A 22,557-nucleotide genomic window follows, 5' to 3' on the forward strand; every position below is an offset into this window, starting at 1 on the left:
GGCACGCGGGCCGTAACGCTTCCTGTAGACGTCCTCGCAGCTTTCTCGACCTTCTCGCTTGATACGGGTACCCCCTAGGGGTATGGTTCGACGCGAGCTGAAGGAGGAAGAAAATGAACCACGGCGCCGCACCTGCGAGCCTCACCAAACTTGCTGTCTCCGCCACGCTGCACTGCCTCGCCGGCTGCGCGATCGGCGAGGTGCTCGGCATGGTGATCGGTACCGCGCTGGGCTGGTCCAACCTCTCCACGATCGTGCTGGCTGTCGCGCTCGCGTTCGTGTTCGGCTACGCGCTGACCATCCGTCCCGTGCTCAAGTCGGGTCTGCCGCTGAAGAAGGCGATCGGCGTGGCGCTGGCCGCGGACACCGTCTCGATCGCCGTGATGGAAATCGTCGACAACGGCGTCATGCTCGTGGTGCCCGGCGCGATGGAGGCAGGCCTGAACAGCTGGCTCTTCTGGACGGCACTGGCGTTCTCGCTGGCTATCGCCTTCGTGGTGACGGTGCCTGTCAACCGGTGGCTGATCTCGCGCGGCAGGGGGCACGCAGTCGTGCACCAGTACCACGGCGGTCACGAGGGTCACCACGACCACCACTGACGTTGTCGCTGGAGCCGGGTGAGTTCGGCTCCAGCATCATCTGAACCCACAAATGTTCTGACTGTGGCACACGTGTGCCGGTCAGATACCCCCTACCGGTATGGAGTATTGAAATGTCAGGTGTAGAGCAAGTGACTCGTCGGCGGTGGTGGTGGGCCTTGGCGCTCATTGCGGCCGCCCAGTTCATGGTCATCATGGACACGTCGATCATCGGGGTGGCCCTTCCGCGGATTCAGTCCGATCTCGGGTTCTCGCAGGAGAACCTCTCGTGGGTGTTCAACGCCTACGTCGTCGCTTTCGGTGGCTTGTTGTTGCTCGGCGGCAGGTTGTCCGACCTGCTCGGGGCCCGCCGGATGTTCGCCACCGGCTGGCTGGTCCTGCTGGTCGGCTCCGCGGTCGCCGGTGCAGCGGGGGAGGTGTGGGTCGAGCTCGCCGGCCGTGCGCTGCAGGGCGCTGGAGCGGCACTGATCGCGCCGTCCGCGCTGACGCTGCTGATGATGTTGTTCGGTGGGGAGCCGAAGGAGTTGGGCAAAGCTCTCGCTCTTTACGGTGCGGCAGCTCCCGCAGGCGGCACGGCCGGTGTCTTCCTCGGCGGCGTGATCACCGAGTACCTGAGCTGGCCATGGGTGTTCTACATCAACATCCCGATCGCCGTGATCGCCCTCGCCGCGATTCCGGCTCTGATGCCCGCGGGTGCCGCTCAGCGCGGCTCGACCGACCTCCTCGGTGCGGTCACCGTGACCGCAGGCTTGGCTGTTGCGGTGTACGCGATCGTGCGTGCTCCGGAAGCTGGTTGGGGTTCGGTCGAGACGATCGTGGCTCTGATCGTCGCCTTGGCACTGCTCGGGACGTTCCTGGTCGTGCAGGCCAAGCGTCGCGAACCGCTGGTGCGGCTCGGGATCTTCCGCACGCCGAACCTCGGCGCGGCAAACCTCGCGCAGCTTCTGCTCGGTGGCGCCTGGATTCCGATGTGGTTCTTCCTGAACCTCTACCTGCAGCAGGTGCTCGGCCTGGGCGCGTTCGCCAGCGGCTCGGCGTTGCTGCCGATGACGACGATCATCATGGTGCTGATGGTGGCCGTCGCGCCGCGGCTGACCGCGCGTTTCGGTGCCAAGCCGATGGTCGTGACCGGGCTCGCGGTCCTCGCCGCCGGGCTCGGCTGGCTGGCGCTGGTGCGGCCGGACGGCAACTACTGGGTCGACGTGCTGCCCGCGTCCCTGATGGCTGCGACCGGCATGGCGCTCGCGTTCATCCCGTCGCTCGGTACCGCGATCTCCAGCGCGCGTCCCGAGGAAGGCGGTCTCGCGTCGGGCATCGTCAACACCAGCTACCAGATCGGCTCCGCGCTCGGCTTGGCGGCGATGGCCGCGGTGGCGGCCTCGTTCGCCGACCTGACCGACGGCATCTCGGCCGCGTTCATCGGTGCCACCGGCATCGCTGTCCTCGGCGCGCTCCTCGCCGCGGCAACCTTGCGCGGCGCCCGCTCGGCCTCGGTCGACCGGGAGTCCGTCACCGTCTGATCCGCTCCGACGGCGCCCACCCACGACGGTGGGCGCCGTCGCCGTTCGCACGATTCGGAGAAACCCATGCGACGCCTTGAGCCACTTACCGCCGATGACGCGCCCGAGAAGTCCCGTGAGCTGCTCGCCGAGATCATCGGCCGCCGCGGGGCCGTCGGCGACATGATCAGCACGATGGCCCACTCGCCCGCGTTGCTGGAGGGCTACCTCGCGTTCTCGCGCGCGATGAAGCGCATCAAGCTGCCACGGGCGCTCAGCGAGAAGATCTCGCTGGCCGTGCAGGAATGGCTCGGCTGCGCCACCTGCCTGGCCGCGCACACCGACGCGGCCAGGGCGGCTGGCGTCAGCGAGGCCGACATCTCCTTGGCCCGCCAAGGAGTGTCCGTCGATCCACGCGAGATCGCCCTCATCGGATTCGCAGTGCGTGTGCTCGCCGAGCCGTCCGGACTGTCCGATGTGGACATCGAGGAACTCCGCTCACACGGATGGACCGACCGCGCGATCGCCGACGTCGTCGGGTTGGTCAGCCTGAACGCGCTGACGGGCTCGTTCAATCTGGTCGCGGGGGTCTGACGATAAGTCGAACACCGATGTTCGACTTATGCGCTCCGGCGACGTAGCCTTAAGTCAAACAGTGATGTTCGACTTAAGGGGTTGGCTGTGCGAACGAAGTGGTGGGCCTTGGTGCTGCTGTGCCTGGCCCAGTTCATGGTGATTCTCGACGTGACGGTCGTGAACGTGGCGCTGCCGGTCATCGCCACCGACCTTGGCCTGGACCGGGCCGCGCTGACGTGGGTGGTCACGGCCTACACGCTGTGCTTCGGCGGCCTGATGCTGCTCGGCGGCAGGCTCGCCGATGTCGTGGGCAGGCGGCGGGTGTTCCTCATCGGGCTGGTGGTGTTCACCGCCGCCTCACTCGCTTCCGGGCTCGCCGCAGACGGGTTCGCGCTGGTGGTGGCGCGAGGCGCTCAGGGTGTCGGCGCCGCGTTGCTGTCACCGGCCGCGTTGTCGATCGTGACGACGACGTTCCACGGTCCCGAGCGCAACCGCGCACTCGGAGTGTGGGCGGCGATCGGCGGCGCGGGCGCTGCGGTGGGCGTGCTGCTCGGCGGCCTGTTCACCGCCGGACCAGGCTGGAAGTGGGTGTTCTTCATCAACGTGCCGGTCGGCCTCTTCGTCGCCGTGGCACTGCCGAAGCTGGTTCCGTCCGGCCGCGGTGACCGGACGGGCACGGTCGATCTGCCGGGCGCGCTGACCGCGGTGGCGGCGATGGGAGCGTTGATCTATGGCCTGGTGCGAGCCGGTGACACCGGATGGGGCGGCGGCAGCACGCCGTTCTTCCTCGCTGCCGGGCTCGGCCTGCTCGTCGTGTTCGTCCTCGTCGAGCGCCGGACCGCCCAGCCGCTGGTGCGGCTGGAGCTGTTGACCCGGCGTCCCGTGGTGGCTGGCAACATCGTGATGCTGGCCGCGTCCGGCCTCCTGCTCGCGAACTTCTTCCTCAACTCCCAGTATCTCCAGCACGTGCTGCGCCTGGACGCCCTGCAGACCGGCTTGATTTTCCTGCCAGTGGCACTGGTGATCGGCCTGGGCACGCATCTCGGCGTGCGAGCCCTCGGCCGGTTCGGCGGGCGACCGGTCGTGGTGATCGGATTCGGTCTCGCGGCCGTGGGCGCGGTGCTGCTGTCGCAGGTGCCCGCCTCCGGCAATGCACTGGTCGCGGTGCTGCCAGGCTTCCTGATCTCAGGCCTGGGACTCGGTGCCACGTTCGTCACAGCGACCACGACGGCCATGGCCCACGTCGACCCGCACGACGCGGGCACGACTTCAGGCCTGATCAACACCGGCCACGAACTCGGCGCCACGCTCGGCATCGCGTTCGTGTCCACTGTCGCCGCGCAGAGCCTGGCTGGCGGCGCCGCCAGCGGCTTCAACGGCGCGTTCACCGCGACCGCGATCCTGGCAGCGGTCGTCGCGATCATCGTGCCGTGGCTGGTGCCCGCAGGCCGCGCGTCCCTTCCCGACGGCCCGGTCTTCGCACACTGATTAGGCTTGCGAAGGTGACCGGCACGGAGACCAAGCGGCGCGCCGACGCCGAACGCAGCATCGCCGCCATCCTCGACGCCGCCTCGACGTGCTTCATCGAGGAACCGCAAGCGAGCATGGCGGCGATCGCCCGCGCCGCCGGCGTCGGCCGGGTCACGCTCTACGCCCACTTCCCGTCACGCGACGTGCTGCTGGAAGCGGTGCTCGACCGCACGATCGCCAAAGCAGGCGAGGTCATGCGGCAGGCAGTGCCCGACGAAGGCCCCGCGGCCGAGGCGTTCCGCCGCTTGCTGCGCTCCGCGTGGCACGAGCTCGACCAGCATCGGCAGCTGTTCGACCTGGCCCAGCGCGAGCTGGGCTCGGTTCGGCTGCGCGAGCGGCACCGCGAGGTCGTGGACCACGTCGAGGGTCTCCTGGAGCGCGGTAGGCGGGAAGGTGTGTTCCGTACCGACCTGCCGTTGAGCTGGCTCGTTACGACCGTCTACAGCCTTCTGCACGCGGCCGCCGAAGACGTCAACGCCGGTCAGCTGCGCGCGGACGAAGCGCCGGGCGTCCTGGAAGCCACTCTGCTGCCCGCCTTGGCGCCGTAGGGCGTCACACCCCGCGGCTTGTAGACCGCCAGCACCATCGCGACCACCAGCACCACGAGCGCTCCACCCGAGTGCAACAAAAACGTTGGGGTCCGCAGCGGTCCGATGTCCGCGCCAGGATCCGCCGCGATGCCGGCGAACTGCTCGACCGTCCGCGTGTACATGAGCAGAACCGCCGTGGCGAAGACGTTCAGCACCAGCTTGAAGATCACCCAGTAGTGCCTGAACAGGCCCCACGTGCTGCCGAGCGACGACACCAGCCCGGTCAGCAGCGACGCGACCGCGAACGGCACCACGACGTACCAGACAACCGGCTCCGCCACGAGGTAAGCGGCGCGGACGAGCTGGTCGTCCCGTGCGGTCACGCCGACGACGCTCAGTGCGAGGAACGTGAGAACGGCGCCGAACCAGCCCACCGAAGCCGCGATGTGCGCGATCAGCGCGAGTTTGCGGACCCGTGGTCTCATCGATGCATTCCGGGGCCGTGCTCGATCGGAAGTGCGAGCACGATCAGGACAACGACGATCACGACGGCAATGACGATCCCCGTGATCTTCACCCAGCGCGGTGTATCAGACATGGGCTGAGTTTACGAGACACTGTGTCTTTTGCAAGACATGATGTCTCGATCCCGTAGGATGGGTTCGTGCCGAAGCTCTGGAACGAGACGATCGAGACGCACCGCCGCGAGGTGCGCCACGCGATCCTGAGCACCACTGCCGCTCTGGTGTCCGAACGCGGCCTGCTCAACGTGACGATGTCGCAGATCGCGGAGCAGGCCGGCATCGGCCGCGCCACCCTCTACAAGTACTTCCCGGACGTCGAAGCGATCCTCCTCGCCTGGCATGCGGAGCAGATCGCCCATCACCTGCACCATCTGGTGGCGGCTCGTGACCGCGAGACGGAGCCGGGCAAGCGCCTCGAGGTCGTTCTCGAAGCATTCGCCGAGATCTCGCACCGGTCACGGGGGCACTTCGACACGGATCTCGTGGCGTTCCTGCATCGGGATGAGCAGGTCGCCAGAGCGCAGGTGCAGGTACGCGACATGATCCGTGACCTGCTGGCTGAAACGGCGAAGGCCGGGGACATTCGCGCGGACGTCGAGCCGGCCGAGCTCGCGGCCTACTGCGTCCACGCGCTCACTGCAGCGGGAACGTTGTCCACCAAGGCCGCCGTGCGGAGACTCGTCGCGGTGACGCTCTCGGCCTTGCGCGTGGCGGTCTGACAGCGGGCACGACACCCAGCGAACGTCCAGTCACCTTCTCCTGTGCGGTGCGTTGGCGAGCAGGCCGGCATCGGTCAGCGCGAGTCCGAGCGTCTGCCGGATGCGCTCGTCGTTCTCCACGGGCAGCACACGATAGTTCATGTCCTTCGTGTCCATGCTCCCTCAGCGGGCCGGTGCCATCAGGCCCGGCACTATCGCCGCATTGGGGCGCAAACGCGCTGCGGCCACGACTCCGCCGCGAGGACCTGGCCGATGACCTGCATCGGTCGACACCACCGCCCGCAACGCTGTTCATCACTCAGCCCAATGCTGGGCGGCCAACATGGTCGCGCTGCGTCAATGCGACGGCCGCTCGTTGCCTTCCTCGGTCAGAAGCCGCAGCCCTCCGCTGACCACTCGTCCGCCTTCGGGTTGCTGCGGTCCGTGCGTATGACCTTCACCTGGATGCACAAGGTTCCGGGTGCGAACAGTTCGAGCGACGGTGTGTCTGTGGTGCCGGTCTTCAGGTCGTCGTTGGTGCGCCAGGCGAATGTGTCGGTGGCCAATGGGGCGTCATAGGTCCAGGCGAAGCGAAGTGTGTCCGGGCCGACACGGGTGACCGTGACGGCCGGGCGGCTGGGCAGCCCGGTCTCACCGCCGGCGTTGCGTGGCTGCACGGCCTTGTCAGGTTGCGTCGCGGGTGTCAAGGAGTTGTTGCGGGGCAACAGGATCACGCTGGTGACGACGATTGCCACCGCGACCGCGCCCACCGTCGCGTACGCCGGCCAGCGCGTCCGCTTGCGGGTGCCGTGTTCGACAGCGGCGACGTTCGTTGCTTGCGACGGTGTTTTCGTGGTGCCCTGTCCGAGTTGGATGGCCCGCAGCCGGGCTGCGAACTTTTTTGCGGACGCGGGACGCGCGGCTGGGTTCGTCGCCATTGCCTGGTGCAGCAACTCGTCCAGCGACCGTAGTGCTGTTGGGCGGTTGTTGCCGTGCGGTGCGACGAACGGCGACTGTCCAGTGAGGAGGTGCCGCAACGTCGCGCCGAGCGAGAAGATGTCGGTGGCGGGGCTGTGGTGGCCGTCGCGCAGCACTTCGGGCGCCGTCCAGGGGAACGAGTCCCTGCCGTGGACGCCGAACTCGGTCAGCACCGGGTCGCCGTGTTCGTCCAGCAGGATGTTGGCGGGCTTGATGTTGCGGTGCGTGACGCCCACCTCGTGTGCTGCCTGCAGCGCGTCCGCGACCTGGATGCCGATCTCCAGCACGCGGGCTGCGGGCAGCGGCGCGGCAGTGCTCAGGTCGCCGCTGGGATAGTGGTTCATCACCAGGTACACCAGACCGAAGCGCGTCCTGCCCGCGCGGTGCACGGTCACGATGCCGGGATGCCCGAGCGACACCACCGCTTTGAGCTCGGCGGTGCGCGGCGGGTCTTCGAGCACTTTCACCGCGACCTCGCGGTCGCCGCGGAGATCGCGGTACAGACGCATGTTCCTGCTGAGCGGCCGGATGTACCGGAAGCCGGGGATCTCCGGTAGGTCCTGTGTCATTCGTCCCCTCGTTTGCCGACGGACGGGCGGTGGGCTGACGGTGAGAGCACGTCCTGCGATGGGCGCTCGGTCAGGTCGATCACAGTCAGATCTTGAAGTGTGAAGGAGAGCAACCGGAAGAGGGCCAGACGAACTCCCCGGTGGTCTATGCCGAATATGCATACGCGGCCACGTAGCCCAGGGAGACGGCGTCGGCGCGTTGACGGCGGCGAGACTCCGGTCGGCATGACGCGCCCATTTGGAGTAGCGAGTTGATCTGCTCGGCGGGTTAGAGCTGAGGCGGTTTGCTGCCAAACTGCCAGCGGCCGAGCCCATCAAGATCGACGCGTCGCCGCCGGACCGTTGATCGACAGCTTGAGGAAATCAGAGTGTCCCAACTCAATTATCCGGGAGCGTTGCGGCGCTTCTGGTGGCGGAGCACCCCCGGCGGGCGTCTGGGCATCGCGTGTTCGAGCGTGGTGTTGAGCCTGATCGCGACGGGTTTCGCAGTGGCAGACACCCCGACGTCAACACCGGACCAAGGCGCCCGGTCCACACCGACCGCCACGCCGAGACCCGGCGATTCTCAAGTCGTGGTGCAAGCGGTGTCCGCTGTGGACCTCTTCAACGGTCTCGACGCGACGACCAGTGAACTCGTCCGGGTGCGCGTCACGGGTATCCGCTCGACCGGGCCCTGCTGGGCGCACGACGAGCTCGCCTTCGCGCGCACCACGCTCAACGGTAGGCAGGTGCGGCTCCTTGATGACGGCCGCGGTGCACGCGATCCCGAGGGACGGCTGCTGGTGAAGGTGCTGCTGCCGACCGGGCAGGACTACGCGGAGACCGCCGCGGCCGCCGGAGCGGCTGTGCCGGACACCGGATCGAACGCGCAGCTCACCTCGGCCGAGTCCGAGGCCCGGCAGCAGCGCCGCGGCGTGTGGGCGAGCACGTGCGTGCCCAGCGTTTCCGGGAGTAGCCAACCACCACCATCCTCCGCCACCGACAAGCCAACCGAGTCCAGCACGTCCATGGCGCGGCCGACCGCACCGGTGGTGGTGCCGCCGCAGCCGACGGTCACCACGACACCGCAGCCGCAGCCGCCGGACGACATCCAGCGGGGTGTGGAGATGGGAGCGCCGTGTTCGCCCGAAGGGGCACACGGAGTCACGGCCAAGGGACAGGACGTCACGTGCCAGCGCAAGGGGAAGGACGTGCGATGGACGAAGGCGTGAAGGTCGACCTGTTCGGCAACTCGACGCCGGCCGAGGTCTCGTCGCAGGGGCCGGCCGCGCGCGGTCTGCTCGACGACGGACTCGTGCGCACCACCGGGTGGCTCCAGCTCGGGACCCACGCGGTCAGCTCCGAGGTCTTTTGCGCGCTGGTCTTCCTGTTGCACGGCCTGGTGATCGCGATCGCGCTGGTGCCGGTGAACCCGGTGCTCGCCGGGCTGACGGTGCTGGCCGCGCCGCCGTGCGGCTGGGCGCTGTGGCGCCTGGTCACCACCCGTCTGCTGCCCGCGTCCAGAACGCGCGAGGCCGGCACGGTCGAGGCGCGGGATCTGGTTGCGGGTTCCTGCGTGCGCTTCCACGGGTCGGTCGGCCCCGTCGGCGAGGTCGCTGCGGTCACGTCCAGCGGTGATGAGGAGGTGGCCGTCCGGTTTGCGGGTGGGCTGAGGAGGGCCTGGCCCGCCGATCACCCGGTGCACGTCGTCGAGCTGCTGGACTGAGCCCACTGCCACAGGTTCGTCTGCGGGGAGAGGCTGAAGAGTGCGTTCGTCGTGGTGCGGTCGCGCGACGCTGGTCGGCCGGGAACAGGAGCTGACTGAGCTCTGCACGGGCCTGCGGGCCGTCGAGGCTGGTGGCGCCGACGCGGTGCTGCTGGACGGTCCAGCGGGAATCGGAAAGTCGCGGTTGCTCGTCGAGGTCGTCGATCTGGCGCGGCGCGACGGGTTCCGTGTTCTCGTGGCGCGTGCGTCCGCGGCGGAGCGGAGCTTCGCGTTCGGTGTGGCGGGCCAGCTCCTCGAACCGCTGCTGCTGTCCCTGCCGGCCGCCCAGCGCGACGAGGTGCTCGCCGGACCCGCCGCGCTCGCCTCTCAGGTGCTGAACCTGGCAGTGCCGGGCGAGGCGCGTGCGGAACGCTCATTGGACGCCTACGCCGCACTACACGCGCTGTACCGGCTCGTGGCTGCTCTCTCGACGCGTCAGCCGGTGCTCGTGGCTGTGGACGACGTCGAGCAGGCCGACGCGCCTTCACTGCGCTGGCTGGCGTATCTGGTGCGGCGGCTCGGTTCCGTCCGGGTCGCGGTGGTGATGACCCAGTGCACCGGAACCCGAGGTGGCCGATCCTCGGGTGGTCGCTGGTCCGCACGTTGGGGGTCCGGCAACAGCCAGGCGGCCTGCTGCTTGACTTGGGCGACGTTCCCGGCGAGAAGGCCGCTGGTGGTGGGGTCCACCATCCTGCCGGACTCGGCCGTCGGCAGCTTCCACCATCCTGAGCAGCCTTTGACACAGGGGTGACTCATCTGCGCCAACACCATTCCGCCGTCGGGGTGCGGGACGGGTTGCTGCGAGGTCATCTCACCGGTGCCCTCGCAGAGGTCGCATTGGCTGGCAGGATCAACGCGGGCCAACCTTGCCCCAAAGGTGCGCCCCCAGACAAGACGACCCGTCACCAGAAGGAGTGAGGTATGGGCCAGCTGCGGTGTGATCACCTCAGTGACGGGTCCTCGCGAACACGTCGTCCTCACCTTCCGCAAAGGTCACCCGGGAGGCTTCAAGGCGAGATGCGGGTGGTGGCGGTGCCGGTGAACGTGAGGCCATAGGCGGTCTCGACGATCAGCGGCCTGTCAGCGGCCGTCACGACAGACTTGAGCCGTGCCGAGGAAATCATTGATCGCCGGCCAAGAGCCGGGGTCGCACGCCTGAGGCTGTGGCGTGAGGATGGTACGGCGATCTGCCCAATCCATGGCACCTTCATGTTGTGCACCAGCGCTTCGAAGATCGGCGTGTTCACGCAGACACGTCTCTGGGGCAGGTGGCAACTTGAGCGATCCTCCATTGTGGACCACTCGACCTCGATGAGCTCGCCATCGAACACTGCGGGGCAATGCGCTACGTCGTGCTGGACATCTTCTCCCGCTACGTCACCGGCTGGCTGGTCGCGGCCGCGGAGGACGCCGTGGTGGCGAGGGACTTCCTCGCCGATGCCATCGCCCGCAACGGCGCCAAGCCACACACGATCCACGCCGACCGGGGCGGCGCGATGGTCTCCAAGCCGGTCTCTGAGCTCCTCGTGGACCTCGGCGTTCTGCGGTCCCACTCCCGGCCCCGCACCTCGAACGACAATCCCTACTCCGAAACCCAGTTCAAGACGATGAAGTACATGCCCGACTTTCCTGACCGGTTCGGGTCTCTGGAAGACGCCCGCGCGTTCTGCGCGGAATTCTTCCTCGCCTACAACCACGAACACCGCCACTCCGGCATCGGGATGCACACCCCCGCGTCCGTCCACTTCGGAACCGCCGAACAGATCCGCGCCCAACGACAGACCACCCTCGATCGCGCCCACGCCCTGCACCCGCAACGCTTCACGCGTCGGCCCCGGCCGCCACGGCTGACCGAGACAGCCTGGATCAACCAGCCCGTCGGCCAACCAGAACCGGCCCTCTAACCACAACCTGTCTCATTTGACTTGACAACTACCGCCGAAGGGGCAGGTTGACCTGATCGCGGGGAACGGCGACGGCTTGACGGCCTCTCAAGCTTCTGTTCCGCTGCGGCCAGGTGAGATGCACGTCCCGAACTTGCCGAAGGTTCACGCCGAACTTAACGGTCTCTTGTACGCGAAGGTGAACGGCTACAAGTACATTGCCGGTGGCACATCGAGGAACGTGTGTAACAACTGTGCGAAGTCGCTCCGCGAAGGAGGTGGCAGGATGATGGGCCTCGTGTATGCCGGAAATGGCAAAAAGACGACGCGGCAGAGGAGCTTCGAATGGCCATCGTGAGCACGGAAGTGGCCGAGCGACTGAGGAGCGGCACTTTCGCCGCGCTTGCTGTATTCACGGCGAGCTGCGCCGAGCGGATGGCTCAGCTCTTCACCGGGTTGCGCGGGGACGACGCAGAGCGTGCAGCCGACATCGCTACGTTCCTGGCGATCTTGGATGAGCTCTGGGACGCAGATCTGCCAGCTACCGGGTTCCTCTCGCGTGTGGGGGAACTCGAGGGGTTCGACGAGTTGGACAGGACGGCAGATGAGGAGCCGCTGTCCGAGATCGATGACATCTACTCCTTCAACTCGGTGCTCTGTATGCGCTACGCCGCTCTGTATCGCGCCACTCAAGACCCTGAGGAGGCGGTGTGCTCACGTGAGCCTGTCAGGGCTCTGGCAGTTGGACCGCAACATCTCACTGCCAGGGCACTTCGAATCAGAGCGCGAGTATCAGCAGCGTGTTGTACTCGGCGACTTCACATCACCGTCGGAGATGCGAGCGATTGATCGGGCAGTTGCCCACGAGCGTCTTCTCGTTGTGCGGTCGCGACTCTGAGATGGGCATTGCTGTCCGACTACATCCGGCGCAGCGTGCTGTCTTCCTTGGTTCTCACACTGAACGCGCTGGAGTGAACCCGGAGCAGCACCAACGGCGGAACGGCATCGAACTGCGTGCAACTAGCTGCACTAAACTGCAGCTAGTTGCGTTGGACTGTTGAGATTCTATTGTGTGTGCAGGTGGAGGTCCCTCATGGACCAAACTGGCGGTCTGTGGATCAGAGGCTCAAGCTCTCGGCGGCTCCGAGAAGGAGTGGATATTGGGTCTGCAAACAACTGCGGTTAACTTACTTGACCAGTCGCCAACTACGTCCAACTGCATCGAATGTCGTGTTTCTGCAGGTCAAGCGATCGTGAACCCGTATCTGGGGGTCAAGGGGTCGCAGGTTCAAATCCTGTCGGCCCGACGGTCTGTATCAGCCCGCTGGTTCTGGGTGAAAGCTCAGGTCGGCGGGCTTTTTCGTGTGCTCGGAACGATCTTGCGCTGATCATCAACTTCATGATCAACAGGCGGATGAAGGAGTGAATCCAGGCAGCCGGGGGTGAGGTGTTCGCGGTCCGCGCGCGGCTGGGCACACCCGATGGCGCGGACGCGCTGTTCGCCGAGCTGGCCGGCGGGCCGCTCGACATCGTCGTGAACAACGCGGGAGGCGGCGGCCACGGTGGCACGATCGAGCAGACCACGACCGAGCAGTTCGGCGACCTGTTCGCCGTCAACGTCGCCGCCCCGTTCTTCATCCTCCAGCGCGCCCTGCCGCTGCTGCGCGACCGCGGCCGGATCATCAACATCTCTTCTTGCGCGCCACGGGTGGCGGCGCCGCAGCAGGTCGCCTACGCCATGACCAAGGGGGCCATGGAGGTGCTGAGCAAGACCTTGGCCGTCCAGTTAGGACCACGCGGCATCACGGTGAACTCGGTCGCCCCCGGCGCGACCGACACCGCGTACCTGCGCGACCACCCCGAAATCAGGGCGGGGATCAGTGCCATCACCGCACTCGGCCGTGTCGGCCAGCCGTCCGACATCGCCGACGTGGTCGCCTTCCTCGCCTCCGACGACGCCCGCTGGATCACCGGCACCGTCATCGACGCCAGCGGTGGCACGTTCCTCAGCTCCGCCACCGGACGGTGACCGGCGCCGCGAGGTCCGGTCAACGGGTGTCCACATCGGACACCAGAGTGACCCGCGCGAGAAGTGACCGGCGTGCTCGAAGTCGCGGCCGTCAGTGGGGCGGTCGCTCGCCGGGGTCGACGTGGGCGAGCAGGGTTTGCAGCCTGTGGCGTTGGGCGGGGGTGAGGCGGCTGATGAGTTCGGCTTCCAGGCGAGGGATGTGTGCTTCGAGCCCGGCGCGCAGTGCCTGTTCGCCTGCCGCTGTCAGGGCGACTTGGAAGGCTCGGCCGTCTTCCGGATCGCGGGTCCGGTGGATCATGCCCTTGTCCTCCAGGCGGGCGACGAGCTTGGTGGTGCCGGCCGAGCTGTAGCCCATGCGGGCGGCGACCTTGCTGGCGTGCACGCGCGGGCCGGCGAAGCGAGCCAGGCGCAGCAGGAACTCGAACTCGGTGCCGTCCAGCCCGGTGGCCTCGCGGATGTCGGTGTGCAGCAGGGCGTTGAGGGCGCGGTGCAGGTTCACCACTCGCCCCCACAGCACCACTCCTTCGTCCTGCACCAGCGCGCGCAACCTCTCGTCCACGGTGAGGATGTTATCCGACAGCCTGGAATAAACCTCGCTGGTGAGCTACTTTAACTCGCTAGTGAGGTATTTAGGGGCAGGTGGCGACCCGGACCCCGCCCATGAGGAGGCTGTGCAGCGTGACCGATCTGCAGTACACGATCATCGACGGTGACTTCCCCGTCGGCAGCAGGAACAAGACCGCGACGCTCGTCACCGGGGAGAGCGAGGCGCTGCTGGTCGACGCCGGGTTCACCCGCGCCGACGGGCACCGGCTGGCCGCCGCCGTGCTGGACTCCGGCAAGGCGCTCACGACCGTGGTGATCAGCCACTCGGACCCGGACTTCTACTTCGGCGCCGAGGTGCTTGCTGACGCGTTCCCCGAGGCCCGGTTCCTGGCCACCCCCGCGGTGGCCGAGGCCATGGCCAAGAAGTACGAGGGAAAGCTCAAGGCCTGGGCGGGCCTCGCCGGCAACCTGCCGACCAGGTTGATCGAGACCGAGCCGCTGACCGGCGACCTCGAGTTCGAGGGGCACACCTTCGAGCTGCGCGGCGCTCCGGTGGCCCTGCCGGACCGCACCTACCTCTATCAGGCGGAGCGCAACGTGATCCTCGGCGGCGTGCTGGTCTTCGCCGACGAGCACGTCTGGATCGCCGACACCCCGCGCGACGAGCAACTGGACGCGTGGGACGCGCTGCTGGCCGAGATGCAGGCTCTGGAACCGGCTCTCGTCGTGCCCGGACATCGGCTGCCCAGCGCGGCGGCGGACGCGAGCGCGCTCGTGTACACGCGGGAATACATCGCCGCGTTCCGGCGCATCGTGGCGGCCGCCGCAGACGGCGCGTCGGCTACCGAGGAGCTGCTCAAGGCATACCCGGAGGCCGGGATGCAGATCGCCGCTCAGCTCGGCCCGAAGGTCGTGAAGGGTGAGATGACATGGGGCTGAGCCGGAACGCGCTGACCGCCGCGGACTTCGCCGACAGCCCCGCGCCCGCCGACGTGGTCCGGCGCCAGTACCTCGCCTCCGCCGCCGGAGACCTCGAGGCGCTGCGCGCCGTCCTCGCTCCCGACGTCGAGTGGACCGAGATGGCCGGCTTCCCGCTGGCCGGCACCTACCGCACGCCGGACGGGGTCACCACGAACGTCATGAAGCAGCTCGGCAAGGACTGGGACGACTGGATCGCCCACGACGACACCTACGTCGTCGATGGCGAGAACGTCGTGGTCCTCGCCCGCTACACCGCGCGCAACAAGGCCACCGGCAAGGACCTGGCCGCACGCGTCGCCCATCACTTCGTCGTCCGCGGCGGCCTGATCGTGCGCTTCGAGCAGTTCGTCGACACCGCCCTCGTCCGCGACGCGGCCACCCCGCACGCCTGAGACACCCCGCTTGCGAGAAGAGGAATCCAATCCCATGTCCGCCGCCGCGAACAAGGAACTCGTCGTCGCGTTCTACCAGCAGGCCTTCAACGACGGCCAGCCCGAGCAGGCCGCCGGCCACCTGGGCGCCACCTACACCCAGCACAACCCCGGTGCCTCCGACGGCGCCGAGGGCTTCGTCGGCTACGTGCACTGGCTGCGCGGCCAGTTCCCCGAACTGCACCTGGACATCAAGCGCGCCCTCGCCGAGGACGACCTGGTGTTCACCCACAGCAACCTGCACCTGAAGCCCGGCGACCGCGGCATGGCGGTGGCCGACATCTGGCGCGTCGCCGACGGCAAGATCGTCGAACACTGGGACGTCGTCCAGGAAGTCCCCGAATCGAGCGCCAACACCAACACGATGTTCTGAACCCGAGCAGACCAAGCGGTCCGGTCGGCCCGAGCCGCGGCTGACCGGAAGGCGCACGTCCCCACCGCCTGATCGGAGTGCGGCATGACCAGCACCGGCGAACAAATCATCGATCGCCGGAAGGTCACGGTCAACTCGACCGACATCATGCGCGTCCGCGGCGACCAGTTAGCCGAGCACGACGTTGGTGTCGCTGACCTCAGCTCGTGAGGAACCTCGTTCAGGTGGGCAAGATCGAGCCGTACGGCGCATCGGGCGGACTTTCATCAGATCTTCATGACCCGTCGCTACTTTCGTTTCCGCCTGGCCGAACGGCTGGAGGGAACGGGGAATTCGATCATGGGTATGACGATCCGCTTGGCGTTGTTGGCCGGTGTGGCCGTGGCCGTGGCCGGGTGCGGTACATCGGAGCCGAAGGTCGCGACCGCGGTCGACCAGGGAAGCACGACCTCTGCCAAGGCGACCGAGAAGGCGTCGGGGGACGACGTCGCGGCGTACCTGGACGGTATGCGCGTGTGGGTGAAGTGCTTGCGGGACAAGGGTATCGACGCCTCTGATCCGGACTCGACCGGTGTCGTGACGTTCCCCGGCGACCCGGTCGCGCAGAAGGCCGACCCGAAGTTCCAGGACGCGCAGCAGCAGTGCTCCTCGTTGCAACCCGCGGTGCCTGAGAGCGTGCTGGAGAAGCGCAAGCCCGAGCTGACGCCCGAGCAGGTCAAGACCCAGCAGGAGTACGCCAAGTGCATGCAGGGCAATGGCGCTCCGGATTTCCCGGACCCCGGCCCGGACGGGTACTCGCCCAGGGATCACCGGTGGGACCAGTCGTCGCCGGGCGCGCAGCAGGCCACCATGAACTGCGCGTCGATCATCGGTGACCCGAAAACGCCTCCCACGACCCGTGGGTGAGCGGGCCGTGCGCGGCATCGCGAGCCGCCGCACCCTGGTGGTGTGCGGCGGCGTGCTCATCGTCGTCGTGGCCGTCGTCGGGGCGCTGGGGCTGGGTGGGAACGGCCCGGACGCCGCCGAGAACCCGGCCCAGTCGACCGGCGCCGCAGTCGAGATCACCAAGGGCACGCTGACGAACGCCACGACCGTCAGCGGGGAGTTGAACCACGGCACCGAGACGCCCATCGCTCTCAAGGCGACCGGCACCGTCACCTGGCTGCCGGCGGAGGGCACCGTCGTGGGGCGCGGCGAACCGCTGTTGCGGGTGGACGACCGCCCCGTGGTGCTGCTGTTCGGTGACCTGCCCGCGTACCGCGACTTGGCGGAGGCCACCGCGCCTCCCGCACCTCCCGCAGCGCCGAAGGCCGAGGGCGGCACCCCTCCTCCCGCCCCTGCTTCCCCGGTGCAGCCGTTCACCGGCCGGGACGTCGAGCAGTTCGAGTCCAACCTGTCGAAGCTGGGCTATGGCGGTTTCACGGTCGATCGCACGTTCACCGCGCAGACCACGACAGCGGTCAAGCGGTGGCAGAAAGACCTCGGCGAACCTCAGAGCGGCGCGGTGGGCGCGGGTGACGTGTTCTACGCGGCCGGTCCGCTGCGGGTGGCCAAGGTGCTGGGGCGCCTGGGCGCCCCGGCGACAGGCGACCTGCTGAGCTACACCGGCACCACCCGGTCCGTCCGGGTGAAGGTGCCTGCCTCGGAGGCGGGCTGGGCGGCCGCGGGCACTCCGGTGGACGTCACCCTGCCCGACGGCAAGGCCGTCGCGGGCACCGTGACGAGCACCGGCCAGGTGCAGGCACCCGACGCCGCGCAGCCGGCGAGCGGTGACGCCCCGCCGCCTTCGGTCCAGGTGGTCGTCGACATCCAGGACCAGAGCGCACTCGGGACGCTCGACCGCTCGCCGGTCGCCGTCCGGCACGTCGTCGAGAAGCGTGAGGACGTGCTCTCCGTGCCGGTCGCGGCGTTGCTCGCGCTGGCTGAGGGTGGCTACGGGCTGGAGGTCCTCGACGGTGCCGCCACCCGGATCGTGCCGGTCAAGACCGGGCTGTTCGCGGACGGTCGCGTCGAGGTCAGCGGGACCGGTGTCGAGCAGGGCCTGCACGTGAGGCTGCCGGGATGACGCCGGTGGTCGAGCTCGACGGCGTGTCGAAGACCTATCCCGGCGGGGTGGTCGCGGTGCGGCACGCGGACCTGGCCATCGATCGCGGCGAACTGGTGGGCATCGTCGGGCCGTCCGGCTCGGGCAAGTCCACGATGCTGCACCTGATGGGAACGCTGGACCTCCCGTCAGAGGGCCGGGTCGTGGTCGACGGGCACGACGTGGCCTCGCTGTCGGACCGCGAAGTGTCGGCGTTGCGCGCGCAGCGGGTCGGGTTCGTGTTCCAGCAGTTCCACCTCGCCGGCGGCGTACCGGTCATCGACAACGTGGCGGACGGCCTGCTCTACACCGGCGCCGCGATCCGCGTCCGCAGGGAACGAGCGGAAGTCGCGCTGGAGCAGGTGGGACTCTCCCACCGGCTGCGCCACCTGCCGCACGCCCTGTCCGGCGGCGAGCGCCAGCGGGTGGCCATCGCGCGGGCGGTGGTCGGCGAGCCCGCGCTGCTGCTCGCCGACGAACCGACCGGCAACCTCGACACCACCTCCGGCCAGGCCGTGCTGGCGCAGCTGTGCGAGTTGTCCGCGGCGGGCACCACCGTCGTGGTCATCACCCACGACCGCGACGTCGCGGCGGCGATGGCCAGGCGAATCGAGATGCGCGACGGGCGGATCGTGGCGGACACCGGGGGGACGTGCCGATGAGCGGCGAGTTGCAGCCCGCGCGGTTGCGGCCGACGGACCTGGTGCGGCTCGGCGGTGTCGGTCTGCGCACCCGGCCGCTGCGGGTGTTCCTCTCCGCGCTGGGCATCGCGATCGGGGTGGCGGCGATGATCGCCGTGGTCGGTATCTCGGTGTCCAGCAAGGCCGAGATCAACCGCAGGCTCGACCAGCTCGGCACGAACCTCCTGAGGGTCTCGCCCGGCCAGAACCTGCAGGGGGAGAAGACGACCCTGCCGGAGGAGGCCACCGCGATGATCTCGCGCATCGCGCCCGTGCGGTCGGTCGCCGCGACCGGGCAGGTACGGGCGAGCGTGTACCGCAACGACCAGGTACCCGTCGGGCGGACCGGCAGCATCGCCGTGCTCGCGGCCGGATCCGGACTGCTGCCGACCGTCGGCGCGACAGTCCACAGTGGAGTTTGGTTCAACGCCGCCACCGAGACCTATCCCGCCGTGGTGCTCGGATCGGCCGCGGCACAACGGCTCGACGTGCGCACGCCCGGCATGCGGCTGTGGCTGGGCGGGAAGTGGTTCTCGCTGCTGGGCGTCCTCGACCCGGCACCGCTGGCGCCGGAGATCGACAACGCCGCGCTGGTCGGCTGGCAGACCGCCCGCACCTACCTCGGGTTCGGCGGTCATCCGTCCACCATCTACCTGCGGGCGGTGGAGAGCCAGGTGGTCGCGGTGCGGGCCGTGCTGGCCGCGACCGCGAAGCCGCAGAACCCCGGCGAGGTCCAGATCTCCCGCCCCTCCGACGCGCTCACCGCGCGCGACACGGCGAACTCCACGCTGACCGGCCTGCTGCTGGGCCTGGGCGGGGTGGCGCTGCTCGTCGGTGGCGTGGGGGTGGGCAACACGATGGTGATCTCGGTGCTGGAACGACGCCCGGAGATCGGTTTGCGCCGGTCGCTGGGCGCCACCCGGCGACAGATCCGCGGCCAGTTCCTCACCGAGTCGCTGCTGCTCTCGGCGATCGGGGGCGCGGGCGGCACGGTCCTCGGCACGGTGATCACCGCCGTGTACGCGGCCACGCAGGGCTGGCCGACGGTCGTGCCGGTCTGGATCACCGCCGCCGGAATCGGCGCGACACTGCTCATCGGCGCGGTCGCGGGGGTCTACCCGGCGGTGCGGGCCAGCGGGCTTTCACCCACCGAGGCGCTCGCCGCGCCCTAGCATTGCCAGGGGTTCCACTGAAGTCACGGGGAGTCACGTTGGCCATCCGCGTCCTGGTCGCCGAGGACGACCACAAGCAGGCCCAGCTCATAGGGATCTACCTGGAGCGCGAGGGCTACGCGGTGCACGTGGTCGGCGACGGCCGCTCGGCCCTGGGCTACGCCAGGCGGGCCCGGCCCGACCTGGTCGTGCTCGACGTGATGATGCCGGTGGTCGACGGGCTGGAGGTGTGCCGGGTGCTGCGAGCGGAGTCGCAGGTCCCGATCCTGCTGCTCACCGCCCGCAGCACCGAGGAGGACATGCTGCGGGGGCTCGACCTCGGCGCGGACGACTACCTGACCAAGCCGTACAGCCCCAAGGAACTCGTGGCACGGGCCCGAGCGCTGCTGCGCCGTTCCACGGCGCTCCCGGCAGCCGAGCCGGTGGTGCTCAGGATCGGCGACGTCGAGGTGGACACCGCGCGGTTCGAGGTCCGGGTCGCGGGCACGCCGATCACGTTGACCGCCAAGGAGTTCGGCATCCTCGAAGTGCTCGCGGCGGAACCGGGACGGGTGTTCACCAGGACGCAGATCATCGATCAGGCGTTCGGCTTCGATCACGACGTGCTGGAGCGCACGGTCGACGCGCACGTGATGAACCTGCGCCGCAAGCTCGAAGCGGAACCGAACCGGCCGCGCTACCTGGAGACCGTGTACGGCCGCGGCTACCGGCTCGTGGAGCCGTCGGCATGAGCTTCCGGCTCCGCGCACTGGTGATGATCATGCTGATCGTGCTGGCCAGCACCGCGGTGACCGCGTGGCTGACGCTCGACCAGGCCAACACCCAGATCAGCGAGTCCGTGGCGGCCAGCCGCGAGCAGGCCGCGCAGATCACCACGAACGTTCGTGAGCACGGCCTGACCCGAGGCGGCTGGGACGGGATCGGCGCCGTGGTGAGCGCGCTGGCCGGCCGGACCGGTCAGCGCATCCGGGTCGTCGACGACTCGGGAACGCTGCTGGCCGACTCGGACGTGCTCGACGGACGGGAGGCCAGGCAGGTGGTCGGCGCGCCGATCCTGGTCGACCCGGGGGTGTCGTTCCGGCTGCCGCAGGCGCAGGACGCGGCGATCCTGCCCAGGCTCACCACTTTCGCGCTCTACCGGTACCGCATGGCCGTGGAGTACAGCCGATGCCTCGCCAAGGCGGGGGTGCAGGTGGTGGTGCGCACCGACGACGAGGGCATCCCGCTGTTCACGCCAGCTGCGGACACCCCGCCGTCGGGATGCGCGCAGACACCGCCCCCGGACGTCGACGTCGCCGCGGACAGCGCGGCGGTGGTCGCGTGCCCCGTGGACCCGCTGGAGCAGTTGGCGCCCTGCCTGCAGCGGGTGTTCGCCCAGCGGGCGGAGAGGTTCGCCCCGCAACGGGTGCAGGTCTACCTGGGAGCGGTCGACCAGTCCACGCCAGCGCTCGCGGTCGCGCCGATCGCGGCGCTCGCGCTGACCGTGGCCGTCGTGGCGATACTCGGTGCGCTGCTGCTCAGCCGAGGGGTGCTCCGGCCGGTGAGCGCGCTGACCGGCGCTTCGCGCAAGCTCGGCGCGGGCGATCTCAGCCAGCGGGTCCCGGTGTCGGGGCGGGACGAGATCGCAGAACTGGGCCGGTCGTTCAACCGGATGGCCGACTCGCTGCAGGCCGGCGAGGAACGCCAGCGCAGGCTGGTCGGTGACGTCGCCCACGAACTGCGCACCCCGCTGGCGAACCTGCGCGGCTACCTGGAGGCGCTGCGGGACGGGGTCGTGGCACCGACCCCGGAACTGCTCGACTCGCTGCACGAGGAAGTCCTGCTCCAGCAGCGGATCGTTCAGGACCTGCAGGACTTGGCGCTGGCCGAAGCAGGCAAGCTGACCTACCACCGGACCGACGTGGACCTGGCCGAGCTGCTCGAGACGTGCCGCACCGCGCACCGCGCGTTCGCCGACCGCTCGCAGGTCGACCTGGTGGTCGACGTGGACGGGCCGTCAGTGGTGCACGGTGACTCCGACCGGCTGCGGCAGGTGTTCGCGAACCTGGTCGTCAACGCCGTGCGAGCCACCCCGGCGGGTGGCACCGTGCGCCTCGCCGCGCGTACCAGCGGCGATTCGGTGCTGGTCGAGGTTTCCGACACCGGGAGTGGAATCCCGCCGGAGGACCTGCCGCACCTGTTCGACCGGTTCTGGCGCGCCGACGCGTCGCGCGGCCGGTCCACCGGTGGCAGCGGGCTCGGGCTGGCGATCGTCCGGCAGATCGTCACCGACCACCGGGGGACGATCGAGGTGCGCAGCGTCGTCGGGACGGGCACCGTCTTCACCGTCGTACTGGTCGCCAAATCTGCAATCAATTTATGCGACACGGCACAGAATTGATCTTCGTCCTATTGTGTGATTGGTTGGCGAGAACATCGTCCTCATTGACACTCGATATAGTCGATGAGTAGATTTGTGGTCTGTCCGCTGGGGGAGAGCAGGCAGGGGGGCGGACTCGCGAACCGGATTCCTCCATTCTGGGAATTCCCCGACGGGCGAGACGCGGTTGACGTGCGCTGACCAGGGCTTTCTGGGTAGGAAGTCTTCTTTGCGTGGAATTCTGCGCGGGATTCTGCGCGGGTGAGCGTGATTATTCTGCTGCCGCGTCGACGACGCGCCCGCGTTGGCGCGTGACTGTTTCTCCATAAATTGGCGGCGTGGATTGCGCTGCCAAAAAAGGGGTGGTCTCCGCAGTTCTGCGAGCAGTGGCTGCCCCATGCTCAGGGGAGGAAGCGATGGAATTAGTGAAGAAAGCGGGGGCACTCGGCGCCGGGGTGGCGCTCGCCTTCGGGATGAGCGTTCTGGTCGCGGCGCCGCAGGCGAACGCGGCGTCGTGTCCGGACAACGGGTGGAGCATCCAGGACGGCCGCATCGGCCAGTACTTCGCGGGCAACGGCATCAACATCAGAACCGGCCCCGGTACCGGCTGCACCGCCATCGGCCAGGGCCAGGCCAGCCACACCGTGCAGTTGGACTGCTGGAAGTCCGGCGACGGCGGTACGTGGTCGCACCTGTTCGACTTCACCACCAGTCGAGGGGGTTGGGTCAAGGACTCCCTGCTGGTCGGCAACGGAGCCAACGTCCACTGCTGA

General features: G+C 68.5%; 27 protein-coding genes. 23 read left to right on the plus strand and 4 right to left on the minus strand.

Going from position 1 to position 22,557, the window contains the following annotated elements; genetic code table 11:
- Positions 1-113: 113 nt before the first annotated feature.
- The 5 genes from ABZ345_RS17725 (at position 114) to ABZ345_RS17745 (ending at position 4,752) form a co-directional block, all read left to right on the plus strand.
- The gene (locus tag ABZ345_RS17725) at positions 114-599 is read left to right on the plus strand and encodes a DUF4396 domain-containing protein (protein WP_359849213.1); all 486 of its coding nucleotides are present in this window, start codon (positions 114-116) and stop codon (positions 597-599) included.
- A gap of 113 nt (positions 600-712) precedes the next feature.
- Entirely contained in the window at positions 713-2,119 is a 1,407-nt protein-coding gene (locus tag ABZ345_RS17730) for an MFS transporter (RefSeq protein WP_359849215.1), read from the plus strand.
- A 66-nt stretch (positions 2,120-2,185) separates the two neighbouring features.
- A complete protein-coding gene (locus ABZ345_RS17735) occupies positions 2,186-2,692 on the plus strand; it encodes a carboxymuconolactone decarboxylase family protein (protein ID WP_359849217.1) in 507 nt (168 codons plus the stop codon).
- Between the two features lie 87 nt (positions 2,693-2,779).
- Positions 2,780-4,162, plus strand: coding sequence for an MFS transporter (locus ABZ345_RS17740; protein ID WP_359849220.1), 1,383 nt, complete (start codon positions 2,780-2,782; stop codon positions 4,160-4,162).
- A gap of 14 nt (positions 4,163-4,176) precedes the next feature.
- Positions 4,177-4,752: a TetR family transcriptional regulator gene (locus ABZ345_RS17745; RefSeq protein ID WP_359849223.1), complete on the plus strand. Its 576-nt coding sequence runs from the start codon at positions 4,177-4,179 to the stop codon at positions 4,750-4,752.
- Here the strand turns inward: ABZ345_RS17745 and ABZ345_RS17750 are convergent.
- Positions 4,686-5,219, minus strand: coding sequence for a DUF2269 domain-containing protein (locus ABZ345_RS17750; protein WP_359849226.1), 534 nt, complete (start codon positions 5,217-5,219; stop codon positions 4,686-4,688). The genes ABZ345_RS17745 and ABZ345_RS17750 overlap by 67 nt on opposite strands.
- Before the next feature lie 179 nt (positions 5,220-5,398).
- On the opposite strand from ABZ345_RS17750, the gene ABZ345_RS17755 reads away from it, so the two are divergent.
- A complete protein-coding gene (locus ABZ345_RS17755; RefSeq protein ID WP_359849228.1) occupies positions 5,399-5,977 on the plus strand; it encodes a TetR/AcrR family transcriptional regulator in 579 nt (192 codons plus the stop codon).
- A gap of 368 nt (positions 5,978-6,345) precedes the next feature.
- On the opposite strand, the gene ABZ345_RS17760 is transcribed toward ABZ345_RS17755, so the two are convergent.
- Complete coding sequence (locus ABZ345_RS17760; protein WP_359849231.1) at positions 6,346-7,503, minus strand: serine/threonine-protein kinase; 1,158 nt, start codon at positions 7,501-7,503, stop codon at positions 6,346-6,348.
- 584 nt (positions 7,504-8,087) lie between these two features.
- Between ABZ345_RS17760 and ABZ345_RS17765 the strand changes: the two genes are divergently transcribed.
- The 3 genes from ABZ345_RS17765 to ABZ345_RS17775 are packed head-to-tail and all read left to right on the plus strand — an operon-like array spanning position 8,088 to position 9,998.
- Complete coding sequence (locus tag ABZ345_RS17765; RefSeq protein WP_359849234.1) at positions 8,088-8,714, plus strand: thermonuclease family protein; 627 nt, start codon at positions 8,088-8,090, stop codon at positions 8,712-8,714.
- Complete coding sequence (locus tag ABZ345_RS17770; RefSeq protein WP_359849237.1) at positions 8,699-9,208, plus strand: hypothetical protein; 510 nt, start codon at positions 8,699-8,701, stop codon at positions 9,206-9,208. The genes ABZ345_RS17765 and ABZ345_RS17770 overlap by 16 nt, the downstream gene beginning before the upstream one ends.
- 40 nt (positions 9,209-9,248) lie before the next feature.
- Entirely contained in the window at positions 9,249-9,998 is a 750-nt protein-coding gene (locus ABZ345_RS17775) for an ATP-binding protein (RefSeq protein WP_359849240.1), read from the plus strand.
- Positions 9,999-10,254: 256 nt separating this feature from the next.
- On the opposite strand, the gene ABZ345_RS17780 is transcribed toward ABZ345_RS17775, so the two are convergent.
- Positions 10,255-10,494 (minus strand): hypothetical protein, encoded by a 240-nt coding sequence (locus ABZ345_RS17780; RefSeq protein ID WP_359849243.1) that lies wholly within the window; start codon positions 10,492-10,494, stop codon positions 10,255-10,257.
- 93 nt (positions 10,495-10,587) lie between these two features.
- Between ABZ345_RS17780 and ABZ345_RS17785 the strand changes: the two genes are divergently transcribed.
- The 3 genes from ABZ345_RS17785 to ABZ345_RS17795 all read left to right on the plus strand — a co-directional run bounded on the left by ABZ345_RS17785 (position 10,588) and on the right by ABZ345_RS17795 (position 13,159).
- On the plus strand, positions 10,588-11,151 hold the full coding sequence (locus tag ABZ345_RS17785; protein ID WP_359849246.1) for a DDE-type integrase/transposase/recombinase: 564 nt from the start codon (positions 10,588-10,590) through the stop codon (positions 11,149-11,151).
- A gap of 324 nt (positions 11,152-11,475) precedes the next feature.
- The gene (locus ABZ345_RS17790; RefSeq protein ID WP_359849249.1) at positions 11,476-11,979 is read left to right on the plus strand and encodes a hypothetical protein; all 504 of its coding nucleotides are present in this window, start codon (positions 11,476-11,478) and stop codon (positions 11,977-11,979) included.
- A 577-nt stretch (positions 11,980-12,556) separates the two neighbouring features.
- The gene (locus ABZ345_RS17795; protein WP_359849643.1) at positions 12,557-13,159 is read left to right on the plus strand and encodes an SDR family oxidoreductase; all 603 of its coding nucleotides are present in this window, start codon (positions 12,557-12,559) and stop codon (positions 13,157-13,159) included.
- Between the two features lie 91 nt (positions 13,160-13,250).
- On the opposite strand, the gene ABZ345_RS17800 is transcribed toward ABZ345_RS17795, so the two are convergent.
- Positions 13,251-13,718 carry a MarR family transcriptional regulator gene (locus tag ABZ345_RS17800; protein ID WP_359849252.1) on the minus strand — a complete coding sequence of 156 codons (468 nt, stop codon included), beginning with the start codon at positions 13,716-13,718 and terminating at the stop codon, positions 13,251-13,253.
- A gap of 119 nt (positions 13,719-13,837) precedes the next feature.
- On the opposite strand from ABZ345_RS17800, the gene ABZ345_RS17805 reads away from it, so the two are divergent.
- The 11 genes from ABZ345_RS17805 (at position 13,838) to ABZ345_RS17855 (ending at position 22,557) form a co-directional block, all read left to right on the plus strand.
- Positions 13,838-14,644, plus strand: coding sequence for an MBL fold metallo-hydrolase (locus ABZ345_RS17805; protein WP_359849255.1), 807 nt, complete (start codon positions 13,838-13,840; stop codon positions 14,642-14,644).
- Positions 14,635-15,078, plus strand: coding sequence for a nuclear transport factor 2 family protein (locus ABZ345_RS17810; protein WP_359849257.1), 444 nt, complete (start codon positions 14,635-14,637; stop codon positions 15,076-15,078). Before ABZ345_RS17805 ends, ABZ345_RS17810 begins: the two co-directional genes overlap by 10 nt.
- 34 nt (positions 15,079-15,112) lie before the next feature.
- Positions 15,113-15,490 (plus strand): nuclear transport factor 2 family protein, encoded by a 378-nt coding sequence (locus ABZ345_RS17815; RefSeq protein WP_359849259.1) that lies wholly within the window; start codon positions 15,113-15,115, stop codon positions 15,488-15,490.
- Positions 15,491-15,574: 84 nt separating this feature from the next.
- Complete coding sequence (locus ABZ345_RS17820; protein ID WP_359849260.1) at positions 15,575-15,700, plus strand: hypothetical protein; 126 nt, start codon at positions 15,575-15,577, stop codon at positions 15,698-15,700.
- A gap of 135 nt (positions 15,701-15,835) precedes the next feature.
- Positions 15,836-16,396 carry a hypothetical protein gene (locus ABZ345_RS17825; RefSeq protein WP_359849262.1) on the plus strand — a complete coding sequence of 187 codons (561 nt, stop codon included), beginning with the start codon at positions 15,836-15,838 and terminating at the stop codon, positions 16,394-16,396.
- 7 nt (positions 16,397-16,403) lie between these two features.
- Positions 16,404-17,555 carry a peptidoglycan-binding domain-containing protein gene (locus ABZ345_RS17830; RefSeq protein ID WP_359849265.1) on the plus strand — a complete coding sequence of 384 codons (1,152 nt, stop codon included), beginning with the start codon at positions 16,404-16,406 and terminating at the stop codon, positions 17,553-17,555.
- A complete protein-coding gene (locus ABZ345_RS17835) occupies positions 17,552-18,235 on the plus strand; it encodes an ABC transporter ATP-binding protein (protein ID WP_359849267.1) in 684 nt (227 codons plus the stop codon). Before ABZ345_RS17830 ends, ABZ345_RS17835 begins: the two co-directional genes overlap by 4 nt.
- The gene (locus tag ABZ345_RS17840; RefSeq protein ID WP_359849270.1) at positions 18,232-19,425 is read left to right on the plus strand and encodes an ABC transporter permease; all 1,194 of its coding nucleotides are present in this window, start codon (positions 18,232-18,234) and stop codon (positions 19,423-19,425) included. The genes ABZ345_RS17835 and ABZ345_RS17840 overlap by 4 nt, the downstream gene beginning before the upstream one ends.
- Before the next feature lie 38 nt (positions 19,426-19,463).
- A complete protein-coding gene (locus ABZ345_RS17845) occupies positions 19,464-20,156 on the plus strand; it encodes a response regulator transcription factor (RefSeq protein WP_359849273.1) in 693 nt (230 codons plus the stop codon).
- Complete coding sequence (locus ABZ345_RS17850; RefSeq protein WP_359849276.1) at positions 20,153-21,805, plus strand: ATP-binding protein; 1,653 nt, start codon at positions 20,153-20,155, stop codon at positions 21,803-21,805. The genes ABZ345_RS17845 and ABZ345_RS17850 overlap by 4 nt, the downstream gene beginning before the upstream one ends.
- A gap of 395 nt (positions 21,806-22,200) precedes the next feature.
- The gene (locus ABZ345_RS17855) at positions 22,201-22,557 is read left to right on the plus strand and encodes an SH3 domain-containing protein (protein ID WP_359849279.1); all 357 of its coding nucleotides are present in this window, start codon (positions 22,201-22,203) and stop codon (positions 22,555-22,557) included.

This window comes from Lentzea sp. NPDC005914 (assembly GCF_040629405.1).
Classification (GTDB): Bacteria; Actinomycetota; Actinomycetes; order Mycobacteriales; family Pseudonocardiaceae; genus Lentzea.